Source organism: Micromonospora tulbaghiae (assembly GCF_900091605.1).
GTDB classification, from domain to species: Bacteria; Actinomycetota; Actinomycetes; order Mycobacteriales; family Micromonosporaceae; genus Micromonospora; species Micromonospora tulbaghiae.
This window is the reverse complement of the sequence record NZ_FMCQ01000001.1, coordinates 220,702-243,813: the sequence shown is the minus strand read 5'-3', so window position 1 is coordinate 243,813 and position 23,112 is coordinate 220,702. Positions and strand designations below refer to the sequence as shown.

The following is a 23,112-nucleotide window of genomic DNA, read 5'->3' as shown; positions in this document are numbered from 1 at the left end:
GGTCAGGCGCGGCGGTGCACCAGCCGGCCGGCGACCACGGTGGCCAGGCAGGAGCCGTCCGGGCCGAACACGGCGAGGTCGGCCCGCCCGCCGGTCACCAGCGCGGGCGGCCGGGCCACGGGCAGCACCGACACGTCGTTGCGCGCCGCGGCGGATCGCAACGCCGGATCGGTGACGTGCCGGTCGACCACCGCGGCGACGCCGAGCCGGAACAGCGCGTGCACCCGCTCGCGGGGCGTGGGCGCCGGGGGCAGCGGACCGTCGTGCACGAGCGCCGGCCCGAGCGTGCCGGCCCACCGCCGCACCCGCACCCCGGGGTACGCGCCGGACAGCTCGGCCGCCGGCACGATCGCCTCGACCCGGTCACCGGCGACCACCACGGCCAGCCCGGCGCGGGGCGGGTCGTCAGGTGTCAGCCGCAGCAGGTCGGCGGCGTGGACCGTACGCACGCTCAGTCGGCTTCGACCGGCCCGAGCACCGGCCGCTTCGCGGTGACGAAGTCGCCGGAGGACCGCCCGGTCAGCCGGCGCTTGATCCACGGCGCCAGGTGCTTGCCGGCCCAGCGCAGGTCGGCGGCGCGCGCGGCGAGCCACGGGCTGGGCGCCGGGTGCGGCGGCACCAGCAGCCACTCCTCGTCGCAGCCGACGCCGAGCGCGGTGAGCACCTGCGCGGCTACCCGGCGGTGGCCCTCCGCGGAGAGGTGAATCCGGTCGGTGCTCCAGAGCAGCGGGTTGAGGTAGGTGTCGTCGGAGTACAGGTCGACCAGGATCGCGCCGTGCCGCTCGGCCACCTCGCCGACCACCCGGTTGAGCAGCGCCACGCGCGGGGCCATCATCCGCTGGCCGGGCAGCCGGGACATCACGTCGGCGAACCGGAACAGCACCACGTCGCTGCCGCCGGACCGCAGCCGCTGCACCACCGAGTCGAAGCGGGGGACGAACGCGCCCGGATCGAAGCTGCGGCGCAGCACGTCGTTGCCGCCGGCCGCGAAGCTGATCAGGTCGGGCTTCATGGCCAGCGCGGACGGCACCTGCTCGGCCACCACGTTGGGGAACAGCCGGCCCCGGATGGCCAGGTTGGCGTACCCGAAGTCGGGACCGGCCTCGGCGGCGAGGCGGGTGGCGACCAGATCGGCCCAGCCCCGATAGCTGCCGTCCGGATATGCGTCGTCCATGCCCTCGGTGAAGCTGTCGCCCACCGCCACGTAGCTGCGCCAGCGCACGGCGCCTCCCTCAGACGTCCCGGCAGAAGTGCGTCGCACAGTCTGTCACCGCGCGGACCGGTCCCGCTGGCCCTGAGCCCCGGACGTGGCGGATGTCTCGACGTCCTGTTGACGGGAGGCACCCGACGGGACAAATCCGTCCGACACGTCCGGCGGGGCAGAATCCGCCGCCCGGACCGGGGATGATGTCTGCCGTCATCCGGCTGCGCGAAACCGTCCGGCCGGTCCCGCACCCGGCACGAGCGAGGAACCACATGACGCAGGGGCACCCACCGGCGGCGGGCTGGCCACCGCCCGGCAATGCCGACCCCCGGTACGGCGCGGCACCGCCGCCCGCGCAGCCGGCTCCGTGGGGGCCGCCGCCCCCGGCGCCGAAGTCCCGCCGTGGGCTCTGGATCGGGCTCGCGGCGGGCGCGCTCGCGCTGGCGGTCTGCGCCGGCACGGCGGTCGGCGTCGGGCTGAGCATGCGCGGCGACGACGAGGACGGCCCGGCGCCGAAGGCGGCAGCCGGCGCGAACGGCGTCACCGTCACCGACGCCGAGCTGACCGCCCTGCTCGACCGGCACAGCACGGCGCTGGCGGCGAAGGACCTGGACGGCTACCTGGCCGCGTTCGACCCGGCCCGCAAAGAGCTGGTCACCGGGCAGGCCCAGCTGTTCCGCAACCTGGCGAAGCTGCCGCTGTCGGTGGCCCGCTACGAGATGATCGAGAAGCAGGGCCGCGTGAGCGACGCCTTCGGGCAGGGCGTCACGTTCCAGCTCGACGTCTCCTTCGTGCACCAGCTGGACGGCTTCGACCCGGCACCGGTCGCCGAGTGGTACCGCTGGACGATCGTCCGCGCCGGCAAGGACGCGCCCATCCAGGTCACTGCGGTGACCGGCGCGCCGGCCGGCGGCAACGGCGACTCGAAGACCGTCTACTACCCCGGGCCGTGGGACAAGTGGCAGGAGATCCATGTCGAGCGGACCCCGTTCGCCCTGATCATCACCGACGCGGCCCGGGCCGGCGTGGCGAGGCGGTACGCCCCGGCCGTCGACAAGGCGGTGACGAACAACCTGGCCGTGTGGCGGGCCAACGCGCCGCCCGAGCCGGTGTCGGACAAGTTCGTCGTCACGCTCGCCGACGGCAAGGACGAGATGACCTCGCTCTACCGGATCGGCACCGAGAAGGCCACCGAGGCGGGCTACTCGGTGGGCATGGTCGCGGCCGAGCGCAAGGACGGCAAGGACACGATCGGCGGCACCCGAATCGTGGTGGACACCAGCGATCGTTACTTCACCCGCTCCGGCGGCGACAACGACGCCCACATGGTGTTGCGGCACGAGATCGCGCACTCCCTGATGACACTCCGCACCGACCTGGCCGCCGTGGACGAGTTCAGCAAGCTCGACGAGTGGGTGGTGGAGGGCTTCGCCGAGTACATCGCCTTCCACGGCCGCCCGCTGGCCGCCAGCGACCGCACCGCGCCGTCCCGGCAGTTGGTCCGCAACGGCTGGAACGGCGCGCTGCCCGGCAACAGCGACTGGGACAACCCCGGGATGCTGACCTTCCACTACTGGCTCGGGCACACCGCGATGAACCACCTCGCCGAGAAGCACGGCGAGCCGAAGCTGTTCCGCTTCGTCGAGGCGGTCTACGCCGGCACCCCGACCGACCGCGCCGCCCGGGACGTGCTCGGCGTGTCGCTCGACGAGTTCCGGGCCGGCTGGGCCGACTACGTCCGCGAACTGGACGGCTGACGGAAACGGGAGACGACCGATGACCTATCAGCACCAGCAGTACCCGCCGCCCGCGTACCCGCCGGTGGGCCGGCCGGGTCCGGCCGGTGCGCCGCCGGCGGCGCCGAAGCGGCGCGGGCGCGTGGCGCTGCTCGTCGCCGGCGGCCTGGTGGCGGTGCTCGCGGTCGCGGCCGGCACCGCCTACGGCGTGTCCCGGCTGGTCGGCGGCGGTGACGACGACGGGAAGAAGCTGCGCACCGCGTGGGTGCTGGACTTCCCGGAGCGGCAGCGCAACGGGCTGAAGACGTACGACGGGCAGGACATGTTCGGCGCCTGGCTGGTCGGTGACGCCGTGGTCCGGGCCCAGCCGGACGGGATCATCGCCTACCGGCTCGGCGACGGCGCACAGGCGTGGGGGGTGCCCGCGCCGCAGGCGTCCTCGCTGTGCGCGGCCGCGCAGACGCTCGCCGAGGGGCGGGGTGTGGTGGCGCTCGGTTCCGCCGACTCCTGCGACACGATCGTCGGTTTCGACGCGGCCGGCGGCACGCAGACGTGGCGGGCGACGTTCCCTGTCGAACGCCGGACGGGCCGGTCCGAGATGGTCGCCCCGGACCTGTCCGTGGCCGCCGGGCAGGTGGTCGTGCGCAGCGGCGAGAGCGTTCTCGGCTACTCCCTGGCCGACGGCAAGCGGCTGTGGCAGACCGACGCCGACCGGCTGCTGCCCGGTCGCGACTGCCGTCTGACCCAGGCGCAGGCCGCCGGGGACCAGGCGGTGGTCACCGCGCGCTGTGACGGCGACCAGGGCGCGCTGCTCGGCCTGGACCCGGCCACCGGCAAGCCGCGCTGGCAGCAGAAACTGCCCGCCGCGCAGCAGAGCGCCGGGGTGCTGAGCGTCGACCCGCTGGTCAGCCTGCCCGGCCTGGTCGGCGAGACGTTCGTCGCGCGCGACGCCGCCGGCAAGACGCGGGCCACGTTCGGCAACCCCGTCGACGGTACGCGGTTCAGCGACCTTCCGATCAACCGCTCCAACACGGTCAGCGGGCCGGAGATCCGGCCGTACCTGGCCGACGCGGACACGCTCTACCTGCCCACCGAGGCGACGAACGTCGGCGGCAAGATGCGCCAGGCCAACCAGGTGGTGGCGATCGACCTGGCCACCGGCAAGCGGCGCTGGGTGTCGGCCGGGCACACCGACGGCGAGGTGGAACTCATCCGCCTCGACGAGCAGGGCGTGCTGGCGTGGGAGGTGGGCGACCGGCGGGATCTCGCCCCGCGGCTGGTCCGCATCGACCCGGCCACCGGCACGGTGAGCGTGCTGGCCGAGGCGCCGCTGTCGGCCGGCACCGAGGGCAGCGACGCGAAGGTGCTGGAGCGCGACGGCACTGTGGTGCTGGTGCCGTGGAAGCACGTCACGGCGGACGCGGCGATCACCGTCCTGCGCTGAGAACGACGCGGGGCGGGCCACCCGTCGGTGACCCGCCCCGCGTCGCCTTTCGTCAGGCAGGCACGTAAGCCAGCAGCGGCGCCCCGCTCAGCCCCGCCGGCTCGGTCACGGTCCCGACCGGCTGGAAACGCTTGTCCAGAACGCTGATGCCGTTGTCGCGCCGGACCAGCACCGTGCCGTCGGTGCTGAACAGGATGCTCCGTACCTCGCCCGTGCCGGGCAGGTCGACCACCTTGCTGGTCCTGGTGTCGACCACCGCGAAGCTCCCGTCGTTGCGGGTCTCGTCCTTGTTGATCCAGCCGACGGCCACGTACCGGCCGTCCGCCGAGACGCTGCGCACCCGCCAGCCGTCGTAGCGGGCCGCCTGGGCCGCCGGCGGCGTGTAGCGGTAGAACGTCATCTTCGGGTCGGTCGTCGCGTACGGCCGGCCCTCGGAGACGGCGGCCCAGTTGCGGCCGTCCGGCGTCCACCACTTCAGAGTCTCGTTGCCGGCGTCGCCGTCGGCGGGCTTGCGGCTGCTCAGGTCGATGAGCGCCATGTGGCCGTCCTGCTGCACCAGCACCCGGTCGTTGGTGTTCCACACGAGCGGGTCGCCGCCGTCGCAGGGCGCCTTGCCGGAGAAGGGCGGCTCCGCCGCGATGGTGGCCCGGTCGCTGCCGTCGATCCGGGTGGTCACGAGCTTGCCGGCCTCCGCTCCGGCCGCTCCCTCCACCCAGGCCAGCCGCTCGCCGTACGGCGAGATCGTGATGGTGTTCCGGACGCAGTCGCCGCCGCCGTACGGGACGCTGGCGCTCACCCGGTCGGTACCGCCCTTGACGACGTGCACCTCCGCGGCCTGTTCGCCGAACGACAGGTAGTACCGGGTGCCGGGCAGTGCGGCGGAGGAGGCGTCCGACGGGCTCGGGGCGGCGGACGACGGTGCGGCGGCGGACGACTGCCCGGCTGCGGGGGCGGACGGCGTGGACCCGCCGTCGCCGCAGGCGCTCACGCCCACGGCGACGAACGCGGCGGCGGCGAGGGCGGCGACGGCACGTAGTCCGCGGGCGCTGGTGACGATGACGTTCACGATTCGATCCTCGGGGGTTGGTTGGTGCGCGTCTCTGATGCACTCCCAGACGTCGGTTTCGATCTGCATGGTTGCCGCCTGATCGAAAGAACTTCGGCCCGGGTCGGCGGACGCGGACAGGCCCCCGGCGCACGAAGCGCCAGGGGCCTGTAGGGGTTGTCTGAGGCGGCTCAGGGCACGTACGCCAGCAGTGCCCGGTTCCGGGTCGGTGCCGGCTCGGTCACCGTGCCGAGTGGCTTGAACTCACGGTCGAGGACCGTGATGCCGGTACCGCGCCGCAGCAGCACCGTGCCGTCGGCGCTGAACAGGATGCTGCGCACCTCGCCCGTGCCGGGCAGGTCGACCACCTTGCTGGTCTCGGTGTCGACCACCGCGAAGCTGCCGTCCCGGCGGGACGGGTCGGTGCCGATCCAGCCCACAGCCACGTAACGGCCGTCGGTGGACACGCTGCGGGCCTCCCAGCCGCCCCACTTCGTGGCCTCCTGCTCGGGTGGGGTGTAGGTGTACTGCCGCAGGTCGGTGGTGTCCGAGACGTAGGGCTTGCCGTCCGACTCGGCGGCCAGCCAGGCGCCGTCGGCGGACCAGCAGCGTTTGGTCTCCTGTCCCGGGTCGCCGACGACCTGCTTGTTGGCCGCCACGTCGTAGAGCACGGACTGGCGGTTCTTCCGCTGCACCATCAACAGGTCGTCGCCCTTCCACCGCAGCGGCCGGGCACCGAGGCAACTGATTCCCTCCGCGAGGGTCGTCGCCCCCTTCTCTCCGACGGTGGCGATCAGCAGCACCCCGTTCGCGTTGTCGGTGCTGTCCTGCACCCACACCACCCGCTTGCCGTCCGGCGAGATGCTGACGGTGTTGGCCTCGCAGCGAGAGGCGGCTTCGTGGACGACCTCGTGAACCACCCGGTCCTGCGTGCCGCGGACCTCGTGGATCCGCGACCGGGTGGACGTCTGCTGCAGGTAGTAGCGGGTACCGGCCAGCGACGACTGCGCCTGGCCCGTGGCGGTGCTCGCGTCGGCGGACGACGTGCGGGACGGTTCGGTGGAGGGCGTACGGGACGGCTCGACCGGCGGGGTGGTGACTGTGACCGACGGCCCGGCCGGCGCGGGCGCCTGGCTGTTCGGCCGGATCGCCAGTGCCGTTCCGGTCGCGGCGGCCAGCACCACGAGCGCGGCGGCGGAGGTGGCGACGGCCCGCTGGATGCCGAGCCGCCGCGAGGTACGCAGCGCCCGGTCCCGCAGGTCGACCGGGGTGACCTCCTCGGCCAGGTCGGACAGGTCGAAACGCAGTCGGTCCTGGTTCATCGGGCGGTTCCTTCCGTGACGTACAGCTCGGCGAGCTCCGGGGCCACGCTGCGCAGCTTCGCCAGCGCCTTGAACGTCTGGCTCTTGACGGTGCCGACGGTCACGCCGAGCAGTTCGGCGGCCTCGGATTCGGTGCGGTCCTCGAAGAACCGCAGGACCAGCACGGCCCGTTGCTTGGCGGACAACCGGGCCAGCGCGGACCGGAGGGTCAGCCGGAGCGTGGTCCGCTGGGCGTGGTCGGGGGTCGAGTCGCCTCCGCGCGGCTCGGGCATGTCGCCCGGCATCGACTCGGCCACCCGGCGGCGCCGCCACCAGGAGACCTGCAGGTGGTACATGATCTTCCGGGTGTACGCCTCCGCGTTGCCGGTCTCGTGCAGCCGGTTCCAGGCACGGTGGGTACGGGCGAGCGCGGACTGGACGAGATCCTCGGCCAGGTACTGGTCGCCGGTCAGCAGGTAGGCGGATCGCAGTAACGCGGGGGTGCGAGTTCGAACGAACAGGTCGAACTCATTCAGGAGAGGGTCCACACGAGCCGGTCCTTGGGGTCAGGTGGTGCATCAGCGTGATGCCTTCCGAGACGCCAGTTGTCCACGCCATGGTTGCCGCCGCCGGTGGCTCTCTTTCTCGACCGGCACCGCCGGCGTCAGCAGTCGAAGGCAGACCAGCAGATGTCGTTGCGCAGGCGCTGGTCGTCCAGGACCAGGTCGCGGATCTCCGCCGGGAGCTGGTCGCGCTGCCACCGGCACTCGTCGCGCCCGGCCGACGCGCCGAGACCGGCGGGCGCCGCCGCGCGTACCGCCTTGATCGCGTACGCGGCGGCGCCGAGTTCGTGGGCGGCCACGTGGGCCACGACGGCGGCCTGACCAGCGGCGTACGCGGCGTTGCGCGCCGCCCCGCGCAGGTCCCGGGCCGCGCCCATGGCGTGCCCGCCCGCCGCGCGCGCCTGCATCATCCCGACCTCGCCCCGCACCCAGGCCCGGGCGTGCTCGATCGCCTCGCGCGGACGCGGATCGTCCGGCCGGACCGCCTCGAACAGCCCGAGGACGTGCTCGGCGCAGGTGGCCGCCCAGAGCGCCAGCAGGTGGTGGTGCTCGTCGGTGAGCGTGCCGCCCCGGCGGATCGTGATGAACCGGGGATCGCGGATCTTCGGCAGGATCACGACGCGACCTCCGCCCCGGCGTCACCCCGGCGCAGGTCGTGATCGAGGCTGCTCATCAGCCGGGCGACCCGGCTGCCGCCGCCGGTCACCGGCGGATAGCGGCGGAGCACGTCGACGAGCACGGGCGTGGCGAGCCGCCGGGATCGTTCCAGCAGCGCCTCGCCGGCGGTCTCGTCGCCGCCCGCCTCCAGTTCGGCTACGCGCGCGGCGTTGGCGGCGGCCCGCAGGATGTGGCCGACCTGGGTGGCCTTCGCGATCGGGTGCAGGTACGCGGCCGCGGCGGCGTCACCGGCGGCGCGGGCGGCCAGGCGCGCGGCCTCGGTGGGCGCGGACCGGGCGGCCCGGTGCGCGTCGAGGGACGTGACCCGCTGGAGCTTCGTCCGGGCGGCCCCGCGCACGAACGTCCACGCCGCGTCGACAGCCGCACGGGGACGCGGGTCACCGGGAACCGCCCGCTCGTAGACCGGGAGGACGTCCTCCGCGTGCCGGACCGCGTACCGCGCCACCTCGCGCAGCTCGTCCGTCGTGAGGTCGAAGTCTCCGGACGCTGTCATGTCGCGGGCATCGTATCGGTGATGCCCCGCCGGTACGGGCCCCAGCCGACGAACCGCTCGAACAGCTCGCGCGGGGTCGGCCCGTCGTGCGGGTTGAGGCGGAACAGGTCGTGGGTGGCCTCGTGGTAGAGCCCGGACAGGTAGACGGCGAGGTCGACGGGGTGGTCCGCGTACTCGACCTTGAGCAGCAGGCGGGCCTGGGCGCAGGGCCACGGTCCCCCGCAGGCGCGGCAGAGCCAGAGCGGCCGGATCGGCAGGTGGGCCGGGTGGTCCGGCGGGTAGGGGCGGGGCCGATCGGGGTACGGCCCGAGCCGCGGTACGGGAAGGTCCATGCGTGACAGTGTGCTGACGACACCACTACGCTCGGAAGCCTTCGCGGCCGGTCCGGGGAGAGGCCGGGAGACGGGCGGCGGACTGAGGAGGGCGTGTGGAGAACGAGCCGACCGCCGAGCTGATCCGCGCGCAACTGCGGCGACTGCGGCTGCGGGCCGAGCTGAGCCAGGAGGAGTTCGGGAGACTCGTGCACTTCTCCGGCTCCCAGGTGTCGGCGGTCGAGCTGGGCCACCGGCCGCTCGACCGCTTCTTCCTCGCCCGGGCCGACGAGGTGCTGGGCACCGGCGGGCTGCTGATGTCGCTGCTCAAGCTCGCCGAGCGCGACGGCCAGCCGAGCTGGTTCCGCCCCTGGCTCGAAGCCGAACGCCAGGCGCAGCAGTTGCGCACCTACCAACCGACCCTGGTGCCCGGACTGCTCCAGACCGAGAACTACGCCCGCGCGATGATCCGCACGGATGACCTGATCACGGATGACGAGGTGGAACGGCGACTCGGAGTACGGCTCGACCGGCAGTCGCTCCTCTCCGGCCTAGGTCACCCGAAGTACATCGCCGTCATCGAGGAGTCCGTCCTGCGCCGCGCCGACGAGGGCTACCGCGGACTCATGGCCGAGCAGATCGCGCACCTCGTCGAGTGCGCCGAGCGCCCGCACGTCGACATTCACATCGTGCCGACCTCGGTCACCATGCACGTCGGCTTGGTCGGACCGTTCGCGCTGGCCCGGGGAACAGACGGCGGCTGGGTCGGTCACCTGGAGAACCAACTCGGCGGCGTCGTGGTCGACAAAGACGAGGACGTGGCTATCCTGCTGTCCAGATGGGAGAGTGTCCGCAGCGAGGCACTACCGCGCCGACAGTCGGTCGAGCTGATGAAGGACGTGATGACCTCGTGGAGCTGACCGGAGCGATCTGGCGGAAGTCCAGCCGCAGCGGCACCCAGGGCGACTGTGTCGAGGTGGCGGACAATCTGGCCGGAGTGGTCGGGGTGCGGGACAGCAAGGACCCGGCCGGGCCGGTGCTCACCTTCACGCCCGACGCCTGGCGTGCCTTCGTCCGCGTCAGGGGGAGCCGCGCGTCGCGCTGATCAGCACCGTGTGCTTGCGTACCCGGAAGGCACCTTCGGCGTCGAGGCGGGCCTGGACCGCAGCGCGGGCGGCCGCCTCCTGCTCGGCGGTGAGCGGCCCGATCATGCTCGCGATGTAGGCCACGCGGCGGGCACCACCAGCTCGTCCGGGTAGCGCTCGACCGTCACGTCGGTGAAGTGGGCGGCGACCCGGGCCGGCGCCGTCTCGGCGGTGACGTCGTTCCGGTCGTGGAACCGGACGGCCAGGTCGGGGCGCCCGATCACCGGCCCGAACGTGTTCAGCTCGACGAGGTGGTGCCGGCCGTTCACGGCGACAGCCAGCCGTCCGCCGGGACGCAGCACCCGGGCGAACTCGCGGAGCGCGGCCTCCGGGTCGTCCAGGTGGTAGAGCGCCACAGCTCGCCTGTGCCGGCGCCCACCTCCAGCACGTCGCCGGAGAGCGGCAGGCGCTCGCCCAGCCAGGCGTACCAGCTCTGCGGATTGGTGCCGTAGGAGTGCAGTGCGATGCGGGCGGTCAGGTTGCCGGTGGTCGCGGCGTACTGGCCCACGGCGCGAGCCGACGGAGTGACGCTGCCCAGGTCAGAGGTAGAGGCAGAACGGGTGGCCGGCCGGGTCGAGGTGCACCCGGACGTCGTCCTGCGGCTGGAAGTCGGCCACCGTCGCGCCCACCGACACCGCGTACGCCGAAGCGGCCTCCAGGTCGTCGACCTTGATGTCCAGGTGGGTCATCATCGGCGGATCCCCGGGACCGGCGGGCCACACCGGGCGCACGTAGGCCGGCTCGTCCTGGAAGGCCAGCCAGGTGCCGCCGGCCGGCGGGGCCAGCACCACCCAGTCGGGCTCGTCCTCGCGGCGGGGCCAGCCGAGCAGCCGCTCGTAGAACGCGGCCAGGTCCTGTGCGGACGGTGCGTCGAGCACGAAACTGCTCAGTTCCAACGTCGGTCGATCCACCATGCCACCCTTCCTACCCCGCCCCTGCGACAACCTCACCCGGCACGGGCGCGGAAAGGGATCGCCTGGTCGTCCGCTCGCGCCATAAGCTGCGGCAATGCTGCTGCGCATGTCGACCCTGCTGCTCCGGACCCTGCGCGAGGACCCGGCCGACGCGGAGGTGCCGAGCCACCGGCTGCTGCTGCGCGCCGGTTACGTCCGCCGGGCCGCGCCGGGCGGCTACACCTGGCTGCCGCTGGGCAAGCTCGTGCTGGACCGGATCACCGCGATCGTGCGGGACGAGATGACCGCGATCGGCGACCAGGAGGTGCACTTCCCGGCGCTGCTCCCGGCCGAGCCGTACCGGACCAGCGGGCGGTGGACCGAGTACGGGGACGACATCTTCACGCTCGCCGACCGGAAGGGCGCCGAGCACCTGCTCGCACCGACCCACGAGGAACTGGCCGCGCTCCTGGTGAAGGACCTGTTCACGTCGTACCGGGACTTCCCGGTGACGCTGTTCCAGATCCAGACCAAGTTCCGCGACGAGGCCCGGCCCCGGGCCGGTCTGCTGCGCGGGCGCGAGTTCCTGATGAAGGACGCCTACTCGTTCGACCTGGACGAGGCCGGGCTCCAGCAGGCGTACGACCGCCATCGGGCCGCCTACGAGCGCGTCTTCACCCGGCTCGGGCTGGACTTCACCACTGTCCACGCGATGTCCGGCGCGATGGGTGGGTCCGCGTCGGAGGAGTTCCTGGCCGCCACGCCCGTCGGCGAGGACACGTTCGTCGGCTGCACCACCTGCGACTACGCGGCGAACACCGAGGCGGTGGTGACCCGCGCCCCGGCCGCCGGTGACCCCGACGCACACCCGTCCAGCGAGGTGCACGACACCCCGGAGACGCCGAGCATCGCGGCCCTGGTCGAGCTGGCCGAGGCCCGGAAGCTGGGCGGGCGCATCGGCTGGACCGCCGCCGACACCTTGAAGAACGTGGTCCTCACCGTCCGCCGGCCCGGCGTCGAGCGGGCCGAACCGCTGGTGATCGGCCTGCCCGGTGACCGCGAGGTGGACCTCAAGCGGGTCGAGGCGGTGCTCGCCCCGGCCACAGTGGCGGTCTTCGAGGACTGGGACGCCCACCCGGAGCTGGTCCGCGGCTACATCGGACCGCAGATCCTGGCCAAGCACGGCATCCGCTACCTGGTCGACCCCCGCGTGGTCACCGGCACCGCGTGGCTGACCGGCGCGAACGAGCCGGGGCGGCACGCCACCGACGTGGTGTGCGGGCGCGACTTCGTACCGGACGGCACGATCGAGGCCGCCGAGGTACGGCCCGGCGACCCCTGCCCGGCCTGCGCCGACGGTGAGCTGACCATCCGGCGGGGCATCGAAATCGGGCACATCTTCCAGCTCGGACGCCGGTACACCGACGCGTTCGCGGTCGACGTGCTCGGCCCCCAGGGCAAGCCGGTCCGGCCGACGATGGGCTGCTACGGCATCGGCGTGTCCCGGGCGGTCGCCGCCGTGGCCGAACAGCACCACGACGACCGAGGGCTGATCTGGCCGGCCGCTGTCGCGCCGTGCGACGTACACCTGATCGCCGCCGGGAAAGGGCCGCAGCTCGACGCGGCGCTCGACCTCGGCGGGCGCCTCGCCGCGGCCGGCCTGCGGGTGCTGGTCGACGACCGCACGCACGTGTCAGCCGGGGTGAAGTTCACCGACGCCGAGCTGATCGGCATCCCGCGCGCCGTCGTGGTCGGCCGCCGCCTGGCCGAGGGGTACGTGGAGCTGCGCGACCGGGCCACCGGCGAGCGCACCGAGTTGCCGGTGGAGGCCATCGTGGAGCGCCTGCGCGACGAGGTGGGCGCGACGCGCCGCGACGGGGTGTAGCGAGCGCGCCACCGGGTACCGCAGACGGATCGACCAAAGCTTTCGGAGGCTCTCATGTTCCGCGTCAGTGACGTGATGACCAGGCAGGTGGTCTACCTCTCGGCGGAGACCCCGTTGGACGAGGCGGCCCGGGTGATGAAGGAGTCGGACATCGGCGACGTGGTGGTGACCGACGGCGCCACGCTCGCCGGCATGCTGACCGACCGCGACATCGTGGTCCGGGCGGTGGCCGAGCGCGCCGACCCCGGCACCACCACGATCGGCTCGATCATCACCCGCGAGGTGGTGATGATCGAGCAGCACTGCACGGCGAACGAGGCGGCGGCGCTGATGCGCGAGCGCAACATCCGCCGGGTGCTCGTGTGCGACAGCGATCGCAAGCTCGTCGGCATCGTCTCCCTCGGCGACCTCGCCATGCAGCTCGACCCCCAGTCGGCGCTCAGCGACATCAGTGAGGCCGCGCCGAACGTGTGAGCGCGGGCCCCGCACGTGCGGCGGGGCCCCGCCCGGCACGTCGGGTGGCGACGCGCGGCGGCGGATAGCCTCGACCCATGCCCGAGATGCCGACCAAGCTGGCCGAGATCGTCGACGAGTTCGCCGCCGCACCCCGCGACGTCGTCCTGGAGATGCTGCTGGAGTTCGCCGACGTGATCCCGCCCCTGCCGGAGGGTGTGAACCGGGAGGAGCTGGAGCAGGTCCCCGAGTGCCAGACGGCGTTCTTCCTGCGCGCCGAGGTGAACGCGGACAAGACCGTGAGCACTGTCTTCGACTGCCCGCCGGAGGCTCCCACCACCCGGGCGTTCGCCGGCATCCTCGCCGAAGGGCTGGCCGGGGCGAGCGCCGAGGAGGTGCTGGCCGTACCGGACGACCTCTACCAGCGGATGGGCCTGGCCCAGGCGATCAGCCCGCTGCGGGTACGCGGCGGCACCGCCATCCTGGCCCGGCTCAAGCGCCAGGTCCGGGAACAGATCTCCTGACCCGCGGGTTGTCGCTGGTCATGGACATCGAGATCTACGCCGACGTGGTCTGCCCCTGGTGCTGGATCGGCAAGCGCCGACTGGAACAGGCCCTGGAGTCGTACGACGGCGACGTGACGGTCCGGTTCCGGCCGTTCCAGCTGGACCCGACGCCGGTCACCGAGCCGAAGCCGCTGCTGGAGGCGCTCGGCGACAAGTTCGGCGGGCGGGACAAGGCCGAGGGCATGGCCGCGCACGTGACGGGCGTCGCCGCGGGCGTCGACCTCGACCTGCGGTTCGACCGGGCGGTGGCCGCGAACACGTTCGACGCGCACCGGCTGGTGCGGTTCGCCAGCGAGCACGGCCGCTCCGCCGAGATGGTCGAGCGGCTCTATCGGGCGCACTTCCACGACGGCGTCGACGTGGGCTCGATCGACGCGCTCGTCACGCTGGCCGGTGAGGCCGGCCTGGACGAGACCGAGGCGCGGCAGTACCTGGAGTCGAACCTGGGCCGCCGGGAGGTGGCCGCCGACCTGAGCACCGCCCACCAGCTCGGCGTCTCCAGCGTGCCCACGTTCGTGCTGGCCGGAAAGTACGCGGTCACCGGCGCCCAGGAGCCGGAGACGCTGCTCGCCGCGCTGCGCGAGGTGGCGCAGCGCGAAGCGGCGGCCTGATGTTTCACGTGGAACAAGATCGATGCGGATGAGGACCTAGGCCGGCTTGGCCAGGTCCTCCACCACCCTCGCCCCGGGCAGCGCGCCGAGCGCCGGCCCGGGCAGGGCGATCTTGCTGTGCCGTACGCCCGACCCGATGATCACGTGCGGCGTGGCGATCACCCGGGAGTCGACGAGGATCGGCCAGTCCGCCGGCAGGCCGATCGGCGTGATCCCGCCGTACTCCATGCCGCTCAACTCGACCGCCTCGGCCATCGGTGCGAAGCTCGCCTTGCGCACGTCGAGCAGCTTGCGGACCACACCGTTCACGTCGGCACGGGTGGTGGCGAGCACGACACAGGCCGCGTAGCGGGTCTCGCCGCCGCGCTTGCCGGCGACCACGACGCAGTTGGCCGACTCCTCCAGCCCCACCTGGTACGCCTCGCAGAAGGCAGCGGTGTCGGCCAGCTCGGCGTCGATCGGGGCGACGAGCACGTCGTCCACGTCCACCGGGGCCTCGCCCGGCCACGCCTGCACCACTGCGGCGACCGGCGGGGCGAGCAGGTCGAGCCGCGCCCGGGCCGGCTCCGTCTTCAGCGTCCCCATCATGCCGCGATCCTCGCACCCGCCCGGCGGGTCGAGCTGCTGGACCCCGCCCGCGCCCTTCAGTTGGGATTGGTGAGGAAGGCGTTCTCCTGGGCGAAGTCCCGGCTCTCGGTCGTGGTGAGCTGCCGGCGACGCAGCACCTCGGGACGGTTCGCCTCGGCGTCCTCGATGCCGTGCCGGACGCCGACCCGGATCACGCCGTAGAGGAAGACGAAACCGAAGACGTAGAGGACCACTGTGGTGACGAAGACCAGCATGCGGTCACCGTAGGACGGTGCGGACCCGACCGTTTCTCATCTTCCGCCGGTTCCCCCGTACGTGTCCGCGAGGTAGTCGGCCCAGGTCCGGGTACCGGCCGGCGTGGCGGTCGTGGTGAGGCCACCCGCGCGCAGCTCCCGCCCGAGCCGGCCGGGAATCCGGACCGGCAGCAGCGGACGGCGTACCCGCCGGGCCGCGAGCCAGGCCCGGGCCGCCTCGTCGAAGCGCAGCACCTCCGGTCCGCCGAAGTCCTCGACCCGGTTAGACGGCCCGGCCAGCAGCAGGACCGCGAGCCGGTCCGCCACCTCACCGCTGTCGACCGGCTGGGCGAGCACCGCCCGGTCCCCGACCAGCGGGCCGAGGCGGCTCGCGCCGCTCAGCAGCCCGGCCAGGAACTCCGGGAACTGGGTCGCCCGCAGCACGCTCCACGGCACCGGGCCGGCGGCCACCACCTGCTCGGCCGCGAGCTTGTGCCGGTAGTAGCCGAGCGGCACCCGGTCGACGCCGACGATCGACACGAAGACCAGGTGACGCACCCCGGCGTGACCGGCGGCCACGGCGAGCCGGCGGGTGCCGAGAACGTCGATGTCGTGGGTACGCCGGTTCGGCGACGAGGCGAGGTGCAACACGGCGTCCATCCCCGCGACCGCCTCCGCCAGCCCGGCGCCGGTGGCCAGGTCGGCGGTCACCCACTCGACCCCGTCCCCGGTACGCGGCCGGCGGCTCATCGCACGCAGCGTGAAGCCCTCGTCCCGCAGCCGCGGCACCGCCACCCGCCCGAGCCGCCCGGTCGCCCCGGTCACCAGCACCCGCATCGCCACTCCTCCCGCTCACACGCAGCCGCCACACCGCGGCTCCCCGGTGGGACGGGACGCCGACCCGGATCGTGACAGCCGCCCGCTCGGCAGCCCTTCACCCGATCCTGCGCCATCCGGCGGCCCGCCCGGTCCGGATCACCCCACCCCAGCCCGCACCCCCCTCGGCCCCTCCGCTCCCCTCGCCCTCCCGGTTGATCAAGGAGTTTGTGTCGGACGGCGGCCCGGAATCTCACCCGAACTCCTTGATCAACCGGGAGGGGCGGGACAGGGGCAGGGGTAACGGGTGGGGCGGTCACGTGGCGGGGCGGGGGGAGACCCGTCCGGCCAGAACCAGGCCGAGCAGGCCGCAACCGGCGGCGACGGCAAGCGTGGTCGCGTAGCTGGCCGGGCCGGGAGACGAACCGGCCGCCAGCACCGCGCCGGTCAGCGCCAGCACGGTGGCGGCGGCGAGCGAGTCGCCCAGTTGCAGCGCCGAACTGTTGCGGCCCTGCTCGGCCGGGGCGGACTGCGCCAGGGTCAGCACCGACAGCGACGGGTAGAGCAGACCCATGCCGAGCCCGGCCACCGCCCAGGAGAACACCGCAGGCAGCACCGGCAACCCGGGCAGCAGCGCCGACGCGACGCCGGCCGTACCGATCGTGATGCAGGCCAGCCCGGCCCGGGGCAGGGTGGCAGCCGAGCGGGGTGAGCCGATCCGGCCCTGGATCCACGAACCCACCGACCAGGACAGCGCCCCGACGGTCAGCACCAGGCCGGCTCCGGTGGGCGAGAAGCCGCGCTCCCGGGACAGCATCAGCGGGATCACCACCTCGGCGGCGACGAACGCCGCCGACGCCAGCGCGCGCAGCCCGATCACCGTCGGCAGTCCCCGTGCCGCGCGCAGGAAACCGGCCGGCAGCAGGTGCGGTGCGCAGGCGAGCAGCCCGGCCAGCGCCGCGGTGATCAGGCCGGCGGCGAGTGCGCCGCGCTGCTGCCCCCCGTAGTGCAGCAGTGCGGCGCTCGCCCCCGCCCCGCAGGCCCAGCCGATTCGGGCCAGCGCGCCCGCCGGCGGCCGGGTCGCCACGGTTCCGGTCAGCGCCCGCAACCCCGGCTGGACCAGCAGCGCCGCCGGGATCGCCACGGCCGGCACCGCGAGGAACACCCACCGCCAGCCCAGGTGTTCCACGATCAGTCCGGCCAGCGCCGGGCCGACGAGCGACGGCACCACCCACGCCGCGGCGAACGCGGCGAAGATCCGCCGCCGCAGCTGCTCCGGGTACGCCTGCCCGACGACCACATAGAGCGCCACCGAGACCAGTCCGGAGCCGAAGCCCTGCACCACCCGCCCGACGACCAGCACCTCCATGGTCGTCGCGGCACCGGCCACCACCAGGCCGGCGACGAACCAGGCGACACCGTGCCACATGGCCGGGCGTGGCCCGCGCGCGTCGCACCAGATGCCGGACGCGACCATCGCCACCACGCCGGAGGCGAACGAGCCGCCGAACGCCAGCGCGTACAGGCCGAGCCCGTCGAGGCTGCGCGCCACTGTCGGCATGGCGGTGCCCACCGCCAGCGCCTCGAACGCGAGCAGGGACACCAGGGCGACACTGCCCACCGTCATCGCCCGCAGGCGCGGCGACCACAGGTCGACGGGTGGATCAGCCGGTACGGCGGTGGTGCTGGTCATGGCGTTCAGCCTCGGACCTCACCCCCGGTTGAGGTCAACTGTGTCGCGCGTCTCGTCCCGCGCGGCAACGGCGGGCCGACGCCGGAAACTTCTGCCATCGAGGTGGCATAACGGACGCCGCGCCGGGAAGTCGGGCCGCCGGGACGAGACCGGGAGGCGAGATGGCGCTGGGACGGTTCGCCGGTCTCCTGCTGTCGCCGACGGTCGTACCGGAGGCCGCCGCGCGCGTCGCGCGTACCGTCGGTTCGGCCCTGCCCACGGACGCCGTGCCGGCCCGGGTCACCGAGGTCGCGGGCAGCGTCGGTACGGCCGCGGCCCGGCTGGCCCGCCTCACCGGGCTGACCAGCCGCCGGGTGTGGTCGCAGGACGGCCGCCACCACATCGAGGTGCACGGCGTCTGCCAGGACGGCGGCGACCGGCTGGCCCGCCAGGTCGAGGCGGCGCTGGAGTCGATGCCGGGCGTGACCTGGGCGCGGGTGAACGCGCCGTCCGGCCGGGTGGTGGTGGCGACCGGCGATCCGGCGCCGAAGCTGCGCGACCTGATCGCCACAGTGGCGCGCGTCGAGCGGACCTGCCCGTACGAGCCGGACCCGGAGATCGAGCCGCCACAGCCGCCCGAGGACGGCCCGCGTACCGCGCGGACGTTCGGCGCGCTGCTGTCCGACGTGCTCGGGCTGGGCATCTCCGCTGCCACCCGGGTACTGCCGCTGACTCCGATTCCCGCCGAGGTGGCCGGGCTGCTGGGCGCTGTCGACCTGCACCCGAAGCTGCACGCGCTGGCCGGGCTGGGCATCCGCGCCGACCCGCGCGCCGAGCTGCTCTTCCCGCTGGCCGAGGCGGTGGTGCAGGGTCTCACCGGCGGCTGGGCCGGCATCGTGCTCGACGGCGCCCAGCGCGTGGTGCAGTGGGGCGAGGGTGCCGCTCAACTGACCGCGTGGCGGCGGGCCGAGCCGCACCTGACCGGCGACCCGGAGCGGGCGGTCGCCCGGGTGCCGGACGGCGAGCGGCCCTGCCCGGTGCCGGACGGACAGCCCGAGCGGTACGCCAAGCGGGCGCTTCCGGCCGGCGCGGTCGCCGGGGCGGCGGCGCTGCCGGTGCTGGGACCGAAGCGAGCCGCCGCACTGGCGCTGTCCTCACTGCCGAAGGCGCCCGGCTCCGGCCGGGAAGGGTACGGCGCCCAGCTCGGCCGGATGCTCGCCCGGCGCGGTGTGATCGCGATGGACCGCAGCGTGCTGCGTGAGCTGGACCGCATCGACACGGTGGTGCTGGACGCGGCGGTGCTCGGCTCGAACCGGGGAGTCCTGGCGGACCTCGCGCCGCTGGCCCACGCCGACACCGAGCAGGTCGCCGCCCGGGCGTTCGCGTTGTTCGACCCGGCCGAACCGGACGCGGTACGCGCCGACGGCGGCTGGCGGATCGGCCCGCTGGACCGCCTCGGCACCGACGATCCCGGGGACACCCCGGACAGCGCCCGGCTGCGCGCCGACGGTGGACGGCTGCTCGGGCTGGCCGAGAACGGCCGGCTGGCCGCCGTACTGCGGGTCGAGCGGGAGCCCGCGCCCGGCGTGGACGCGCTGGCGTCGGCCGCCCGGCAGGCGGGCCTGCGGCTCGTGGTCGGCGGCGCGGACGACGGCCGGTACGACTTCGCGGACCTGCTCGTACCCGGTGGTCCCCGGCTCGCCGACGCGGTGCACGACCTGCAACGCGAGGGCGCTGTGGTGATGGTGGTCTCCGGTGAGCGGTCGGCGCTCGCCGCGTCCGACTGCGGCCTCGGCGTGTACGGCCCGGACGACCTGCCGCCGTGGGGCGCGCACCTGCTCGTCGGCGACGACCTGCGGGTACCCGCCCTGCTCGTCGACGCCGCCGGGGTGGCCCGCCGGATGACCGAGCAGAACGTCCGGATCGCCATGGCCGGCAGCGGGCTCGGCGCGCTCGCCGCGTTCACCGCCGACCGGCGGCGGCTGCCCCGCCCGACCCTGGCAGCGGTGAACGGCGCGGCGGCGCTCGCGTTCGCGCACGGCGTGTTCCGGGCGCACCGGCTGCCGGACCGCACCGGCGCGCCGGTGCCCGCGCTCACCGCCTGGCATCTCATGCCGGCGCAGACCGTCCTCGACCAGCTCGACACCGGCCCGTCCGGGCTGGCCGAGGACGAGGCGGCCCGCCGTCGGCGCGTCGAGGTCGGGGACGAGCACGGGCCGGCCGGGCTGCTCCGCTCGTTCGTCGAGGAGCTGTCCAACCCGCTCACCCCGGTGCTGGCCGCCGGCGCGGTGCTCTCCGCCGCGTTCGGCTCGCTCGTCGACGCGGCCCTGGTCGGCGGCGTGGTGGGCGGTTCGGCGCTGGTAGGCGCGGTGCACCAGCGCAACACCGAACGGTCGCTGGCCGAGCTGCTGTCCCGCTCGGCGGTCACCGCACGGGTGCTGCGCGACGGCGAGGAGCGGGTGGTGCCCGCCGAGGAGCTGGTACGCGGCGACGTGATCACGATCAGCTCCGGTGACGCCGTACCGGCCGACTGCCGGGTGCTGACCAGCGACGGGCTGGAGACGGACGAGTCCTCACTGACCGGCGAGTCGCTGCCGGTGGCGAAGAGCCCGGAACCGGTCGTGGCGGCGGCCATCGCCGAACGGCGCTCGATGCTGTTCGAGGGCACCACTGTCGCCGCCGGGCACGGCACCGCGGTGGTGGTGGCCACCGGCGCGGAGACCGAGGCCGGGCGGAGCCTCGCCATGGCCCGGGAGGCTCCGCCCGCCAGTGGCGTGGAGGCGCGACTGGGCAAGTTGACCAGCAGCGCCGTACCTCTGGCGGCCGCCTCGGCGATCGCGGTGGCCGGGGCGGGGCTGCTTCGGGGCGTACCCCTTGCCGAAACGGCGGCGACCGCCGCGAACCTGGCCGTGGCGTCGGTGCCCGAGGGGTTGCCGTTCCTGGTCAGCGCCGCGCAGCTGGCGGCGGCGCGGCGGCTGGCCGAGCACGGCGCCCTGGTCCGCAACCCCCGGACCATCGAGGCGCTGGGCCGCGTCGACGTGCTCTGCTTCGACAAGACCGGCACGCTCACCGAGGGGAAGCTGCTGCTGGCGGGGGTCGGCGCGGGCGACGACAGGTACGCGTCGCTGGATCAGCTCGACGACGCGCTGCGGTTGACGCTCGCCGCCGCGGTGCGGGCCACCCCGGCGGCGGACGACCCGGACGAGTTGCCGCAGCAGACCGACCGGACGGTACGCCACGGCGCGGACGCCGCCGGGGTGGACGAGCGGACCGGTGCGGCGGGCTGGACCGCCACCGCCGGGCTGCCGTTCGAGCCGTCCCGCGGCTACAGCGCCGCTGTCGGCCGCACCGCCGGCGGGCTGTTGCTGAGCGTGAAGGGCGCCCCCGAGTCGGTGCTGCCGCGCTGCGCGTCCCGGCGCACCGCCGAGGGTGACCGGCCGCTCGATGCGGCCGGACGCGAGGAGGTGCAGGCCATGCTGGCCGGGCGGGCCGGTGCCGGGCACCGCATCCTCGCCGTGGCCGAATGCCCGGTCGCCACCGAGCAGGTGAGCGACGAGCAGGTCGACGGGCTGGTCTTCGTGGGTTTCCTGACGCTCGCCGACGGGGTGCGGGAGAGCGCCCGGCCGGCGGTGGCCCGGATCCGGGCCGCGGGCGTGCACACCGTCATGATCACCGGCGACCACCCGGCCACCGCCGAGGCGATCGCCGCCACGATCAGCCCGGACGACGGCGGGCAGCGCGTGGTCACCGCCGGCGACCTGGACCGGCTGGACGACGCCGCGCTCGCCGAGCGCCTGATGGCGACCGACGTGGTGGCACGCTGCACGCCCGCCCACAAAGTACGGATCATCCAGGCGTTGCAGCGCCAGGACCGGACCGTCGCGATGACCGGTGACGGCGCCAACGACGCGCCGGCGATCCGGCTCGCCGACGTCGGTATCGCTCTCGGTCAACGCGGCACTCCCGCCGCCCGCGCCGCCGCCGACCTGGTGGTCACCGACGACCGGCTGGAGACGATCATCGCCACGCTCGTCGAGGGACGGGCCATGTGGTCGTCGGTACGGCACGCGCTGAGCATCCTGGTCGGCGGCAACCTCGGCGAGATCGCGTTCAGCGTGCTGACCGCCGCCGCGACCGGCCGGTCCGCCCTGAACGGCCGGCAACTGCTGCTGGTCAACCTGCTCACCGACCTGGCGCCCGCGCTCGCCATCGCGGTCCGCCCGCCCGCCGACGACAGCGCCGACCACCTGCTGCGGGAGGGGCCGGACTCCTCGCTCGGCGTCACGATGACCCGGGAGATCGGCCTGCGCGCGGCGTCGACCACGCTGGGCGCGACCGCCGGCTGGACGATCGCCAGGTGGACCGGCACCCAGCGGCGCGCCAGCACCGTCGCGCTCGCCTCGCTGATCGGTACGCAGCTCGGGCAGACCGTGCTGGCCGGCGGCACCAGTCCCAGCGTGCTCGCCGCCACCGCCGCGTCGGTGGGTGTGCTGGTGGCAGTGGTCCAGACGCCTGGTGTCAGCCAGTTCTTCGGCTGCACCCCGCTCGGCCCGGTGGGCTGGACCATCGCCACCGGCTCGGCGCTCGGCGCGACGTTCGCCAACGGCACGCTGACCAAGCTGGTGGACCGCCTGCCGCAGCCCGGTTCGCATGGGCGTCCCGATCAGGGGTACGGCGAAGGACATGACGCCTGAGGTGACGTTCGTCGGTACGGCGACCACTGTGCTGCGGATCGGCGGCTTCACACTGCTCACCGACCCGAACTTCCTGCACCGGGGGCAGCGGGCGTACCTGGGCCGGGGGCTGTGGTCGAAGCGGAGCACCGACCCGGCGCTGACCATCCCCGAGCTGCCCCCGCTGGACGCGGTGGTCCTGTCCCACCTGCACGGCGACCACTTCGACCGGGTCGCCCGGCGCGGCCTGGACCGGTCGCTGCCGATCCTCACCACACCGCAGGCGGAACGGAAACTGCGTCGCTGGGGCTTCGGCGCGGCGGAAGGGCTGCCCACCTGGCGCGCGTACGAGCTGCACCGGGGCGACGAGACGCTGCGCCTGACCGCGCTGCCCGGCCAGCACGGGCCCGGCCTGCTGGACCGCGCGCTCCCTGACGTGATGGGCAGCCTGATCGACCTGGAACAGGGCGGGGAACGGCGCTTCCGCCTCTACGTCACCGGGGACACGCTGCGCCGCCCGCAGCTCGCCGAGATCCCCGCCCGATTCCCGGACATCGACGCCATGCTGATCCACCTCGGCGGCACCCGGATCGCCGGCATCCTGCTCACCATGGACGCCCGGCAGGGCGCCGACGTGGTGGAGCTGATCCGTCCGCGGCTCACCGTGCCGATCCACTACGACGACTACCCGGTGTTCCGGTCGCCGCTGCGGCACTTCGTCGAGGAGGCCCGGCGACGCGGCTTCGCCGGCCAGGTCCGTACCGTCCTTCGTGGCGAGACGGTCCCGCTGACGCCCTGACCG

General features: G+C 74.0%; 26 protein-coding genes. 10 read left to right on the top strand and 16 right to left on the bottom strand.

Annotated features, from left to right (window positions below):
* Nucleotides 1-2 precede the first annotated feature (2 nt).
* Nucleotides 3-449 (bottom strand): hypothetical protein, encoded by a 447-nt coding sequence (locus GA0070562_RS01155; RefSeq protein WP_091413631.1) that lies wholly within the window; start codon nucleotides 447-449, stop codon nucleotides 3-5.
* A gap of 2 nt (nucleotides 450-451) precedes the next feature.
* Complete coding sequence (locus GA0070562_RS01150; protein WP_091413629.1) at nucleotides 452-1,222, bottom strand: SGNH/GDSL hydrolase family protein; 771 nt, start codon at nucleotides 1,220-1,222, stop codon at nucleotides 452-454.
* Between the two features lie 254 nt (nucleotides 1,223-1,476).
* Here GA0070562_RS01150 and GA0070562_RS01145 point away from each other — a divergent pair, with 254 nt between their 5' ends.
* Nucleotides 1,477-2,961, top strand: a complete 1,485-nt coding sequence (locus GA0070562_RS01145) for a gluzincin family metallopeptidase (RefSeq protein WP_091413626.1) — start codon at nucleotides 1,477-1,479, stop codon at nucleotides 2,959-2,961.
* 19 nt (nucleotides 2,962-2,980) lie between these two features.
* On the top strand, nucleotides 2,981-4,384 hold the full coding sequence (locus GA0070562_RS01140; protein WP_091413623.1) for a PQQ-like beta-propeller repeat protein: 1,404 nt from the start codon (nucleotides 2,981-2,983) through the stop codon (nucleotides 4,382-4,384).
* Nucleotides 4,385-4,436: 52 nt separating this feature from the next.
* Here GA0070562_RS01140 and GA0070562_RS01135 read toward each other — a convergent pair whose 3' ends face one another.
* From GA0070562_RS01135 to GA0070562_RS01110, 6 genes are all read right to left on the bottom strand, one after another.
* Nucleotides 4,437-5,519 (bottom strand): hypothetical protein, encoded by a 1,083-nt coding sequence (locus tag GA0070562_RS01135; RefSeq protein ID WP_091413621.1) that lies wholly within the window; start codon nucleotides 5,517-5,519, stop codon nucleotides 4,437-4,439.
* A 101-nt stretch (nucleotides 5,520-5,620) separates the two neighbouring features.
* Nucleotides 5,621-6,751: a hypothetical protein gene (locus tag GA0070562_RS01130; protein ID WP_091413618.1), complete on the bottom strand. Its 1,131-nt coding sequence runs from the start codon at nucleotides 6,749-6,751 to the stop codon at nucleotides 5,621-5,623.
* Nucleotides 6,748-7,278 carry a SigE family RNA polymerase sigma factor gene (locus GA0070562_RS01125; protein WP_091413615.1) on the bottom strand — a complete coding sequence of 177 codons (531 nt, stop codon included), beginning with the start codon at nucleotides 7,276-7,278 and terminating at the stop codon, nucleotides 6,748-6,750. The genes GA0070562_RS01130 and GA0070562_RS01125 overlap by 4 nt, the downstream gene beginning before the upstream one ends.
* Before the next feature lie 116 nt (nucleotides 7,279-7,394).
* Nucleotides 7,395-7,910 carry a putative immunity protein gene (locus tag GA0070562_RS01120; RefSeq protein ID WP_091413613.1) on the bottom strand — a complete coding sequence of 172 codons (516 nt, stop codon included), beginning with the start codon at nucleotides 7,908-7,910 and terminating at the stop codon, nucleotides 7,395-7,397.
* Nucleotides 7,907-8,464: a putative immunity protein gene (locus GA0070562_RS01115; protein ID WP_091413611.1), complete on the bottom strand. Its 558-nt coding sequence runs from the start codon at nucleotides 8,462-8,464 to the stop codon at nucleotides 7,907-7,909. Before GA0070562_RS01115 ends, GA0070562_RS01120 begins: the two co-directional genes overlap by 4 nt.
* Nucleotides 8,461-8,796, bottom strand: a complete 336-nt coding sequence (locus GA0070562_RS01110) for a hypothetical protein (RefSeq protein ID WP_091413609.1) — start codon at nucleotides 8,794-8,796, stop codon at nucleotides 8,461-8,463. Before GA0070562_RS01110 ends, GA0070562_RS01115 begins: the two co-directional genes overlap by 4 nt.
* Before the next feature lie 95 nt (nucleotides 8,797-8,891).
* Here GA0070562_RS01110 and GA0070562_RS01105 point away from each other — a divergent pair, with 95 nt between their 5' ends.
* On the top strand, nucleotides 8,892-9,695 hold the full coding sequence (locus tag GA0070562_RS01105) for a DUF5753 domain-containing protein (RefSeq protein ID WP_091413607.1): 804 nt from the start codon (nucleotides 8,892-8,894) through the stop codon (nucleotides 9,693-9,695).
* The gene (locus GA0070562_RS01100; RefSeq protein WP_091413606.1) at nucleotides 9,686-9,880 is read left to right on the top strand and encodes a DUF397 domain-containing protein; all 195 of its coding nucleotides are present in this window, start codon (nucleotides 9,686-9,688) and stop codon (nucleotides 9,878-9,880) included. Before GA0070562_RS01105 ends, GA0070562_RS01100 begins: the two co-directional genes overlap by 10 nt.
* Here the strand turns inward: GA0070562_RS01100 and GA0070562_RS30525 are convergent.
* From GA0070562_RS30525 to GA0070562_RS01090, 4 genes are read right to left on the bottom strand one after another with little or no spacing between them, the layout of a single operon-like run.
* Entirely contained in the window at nucleotides 9,855-10,004 is a 150-nt protein-coding gene (locus tag GA0070562_RS30525; protein WP_244254988.1) for a hypothetical protein, read from the bottom strand. The genes GA0070562_RS01100 and GA0070562_RS30525 overlap by 26 nt on opposite strands.
* Nucleotides 9,983-10,276, bottom strand: a complete 294-nt coding sequence (locus GA0070562_RS30520) for a class I SAM-dependent methyltransferase (protein ID WP_254663703.1) — start codon at nucleotides 10,274-10,276, stop codon at nucleotides 9,983-9,985. The genes GA0070562_RS30525 and GA0070562_RS30520 overlap by 22 nt, the downstream gene beginning before the upstream one ends.
* Nucleotides 10,186-10,428, bottom strand: coding sequence for a hypothetical protein (locus tag GA0070562_RS30515; RefSeq protein ID WP_244254987.1), 243 nt, complete (start codon nucleotides 10,426-10,428; stop codon nucleotides 10,186-10,188). Before GA0070562_RS30515 ends, GA0070562_RS30520 begins: the two co-directional genes overlap by 91 nt.
* A 31-nt stretch (nucleotides 10,429-10,459) precedes the next feature.
* Complete coding sequence (locus GA0070562_RS01090; RefSeq protein ID WP_091413604.1) at nucleotides 10,460-10,834, bottom strand: VOC family protein; 375 nt, start codon at nucleotides 10,832-10,834, stop codon at nucleotides 10,460-10,462.
* 94 nt (nucleotides 10,835-10,928) lie between these two features.
* On the opposite strand from GA0070562_RS01090, the gene GA0070562_RS01085 reads away from it, so the two are divergent.
* The 4 genes from GA0070562_RS01085 (at nucleotide 10,929) to GA0070562_RS01070 (ending at nucleotide 14,328) form a co-directional block, all read left to right on the top strand.
* Nucleotides 10,929-12,698 carry a proline--tRNA ligase gene (locus tag GA0070562_RS01085; protein WP_091413602.1) on the top strand — a complete coding sequence of 590 codons (1,770 nt, stop codon included), beginning with the start codon at nucleotides 10,929-10,931 and terminating at the stop codon, nucleotides 12,696-12,698.
* A 54-nt stretch (nucleotides 12,699-12,752) separates the two neighbouring features.
* Nucleotides 12,753-13,172, top strand: coding sequence for a CBS domain-containing protein (locus GA0070562_RS01080; protein ID WP_091413599.1), 420 nt, complete (start codon nucleotides 12,753-12,755; stop codon nucleotides 13,170-13,172).
* Between the two features lie 77 nt (nucleotides 13,173-13,249).
* Entirely contained in the window at nucleotides 13,250-13,675 is a 426-nt protein-coding gene (locus GA0070562_RS01075) for a SufE family protein (protein WP_013283255.1), read from the top strand.
* Between the two features lie 20 nt (nucleotides 13,676-13,695).
* Nucleotides 13,696-14,328, top strand: a complete 633-nt coding sequence (locus GA0070562_RS01070) for a DsbA family oxidoreductase (RefSeq protein ID WP_091413597.1) — start codon at nucleotides 13,696-13,698, stop codon at nucleotides 14,326-14,328.
* A 36-nt stretch (nucleotides 14,329-14,364) separates the two neighbouring features.
* Here the strand turns inward: GA0070562_RS01070 and GA0070562_RS01065 are convergent, their stop codons facing one another.
* The 4 genes from GA0070562_RS01065 to GA0070562_RS01050 all read right to left on the bottom strand — a co-directional run bounded on the left by GA0070562_RS01065 (nucleotide 14,365) and on the right by GA0070562_RS01050 (nucleotide 17,658).
* Nucleotides 14,365-14,913, bottom strand: a complete 549-nt coding sequence (locus GA0070562_RS01065; protein WP_091415974.1) for a YbaK/EbsC family protein — start codon at nucleotides 14,911-14,913, stop codon at nucleotides 14,365-14,367.
* Between the two features lie 59 nt (nucleotides 14,914-14,972).
* A complete protein-coding gene (locus GA0070562_RS01060; RefSeq protein ID WP_091413595.1) occupies nucleotides 14,973-15,170 on the bottom strand; it encodes a hypothetical protein in 198 nt (65 codons plus the stop codon).
* Between the two features lie 36 nt (nucleotides 15,171-15,206).
* Entirely contained in the window at nucleotides 15,207-15,986 is a 780-nt protein-coding gene (locus GA0070562_RS01055; protein WP_091413593.1) for an SDR family oxidoreductase, read from the bottom strand.
* A gap of 295 nt (nucleotides 15,987-16,281) precedes the next feature.
* Entirely contained in the window at nucleotides 16,282-17,658 is a 1,377-nt protein-coding gene (locus GA0070562_RS01050; RefSeq protein ID WP_091413591.1) for an MFS transporter, read from the bottom strand.
* Between the two features lie 161 nt (nucleotides 17,659-17,819).
* On the opposite strand from GA0070562_RS01050, the gene GA0070562_RS01045 reads away from it, so the two are divergent.
* The gene (locus GA0070562_RS01045; RefSeq protein WP_091413589.1) at nucleotides 17,820-22,331 is read left to right on the top strand and encodes a cation-translocating P-type ATPase; all 4,512 of its coding nucleotides are present in this window, start codon (nucleotides 17,820-17,822) and stop codon (nucleotides 22,329-22,331) included.
* Nucleotides 22,321-23,109: an MBL fold metallo-hydrolase gene (locus GA0070562_RS01040; protein WP_091413587.1), complete on the top strand. Its 789-nt coding sequence runs from the start codon at nucleotides 22,321-22,323 to the stop codon at nucleotides 23,107-23,109. Before GA0070562_RS01045 ends, GA0070562_RS01040 begins: the two co-directional genes overlap by 11 nt.
* Nucleotides 23,110-23,112 lie beyond the last annotated feature (3 nt).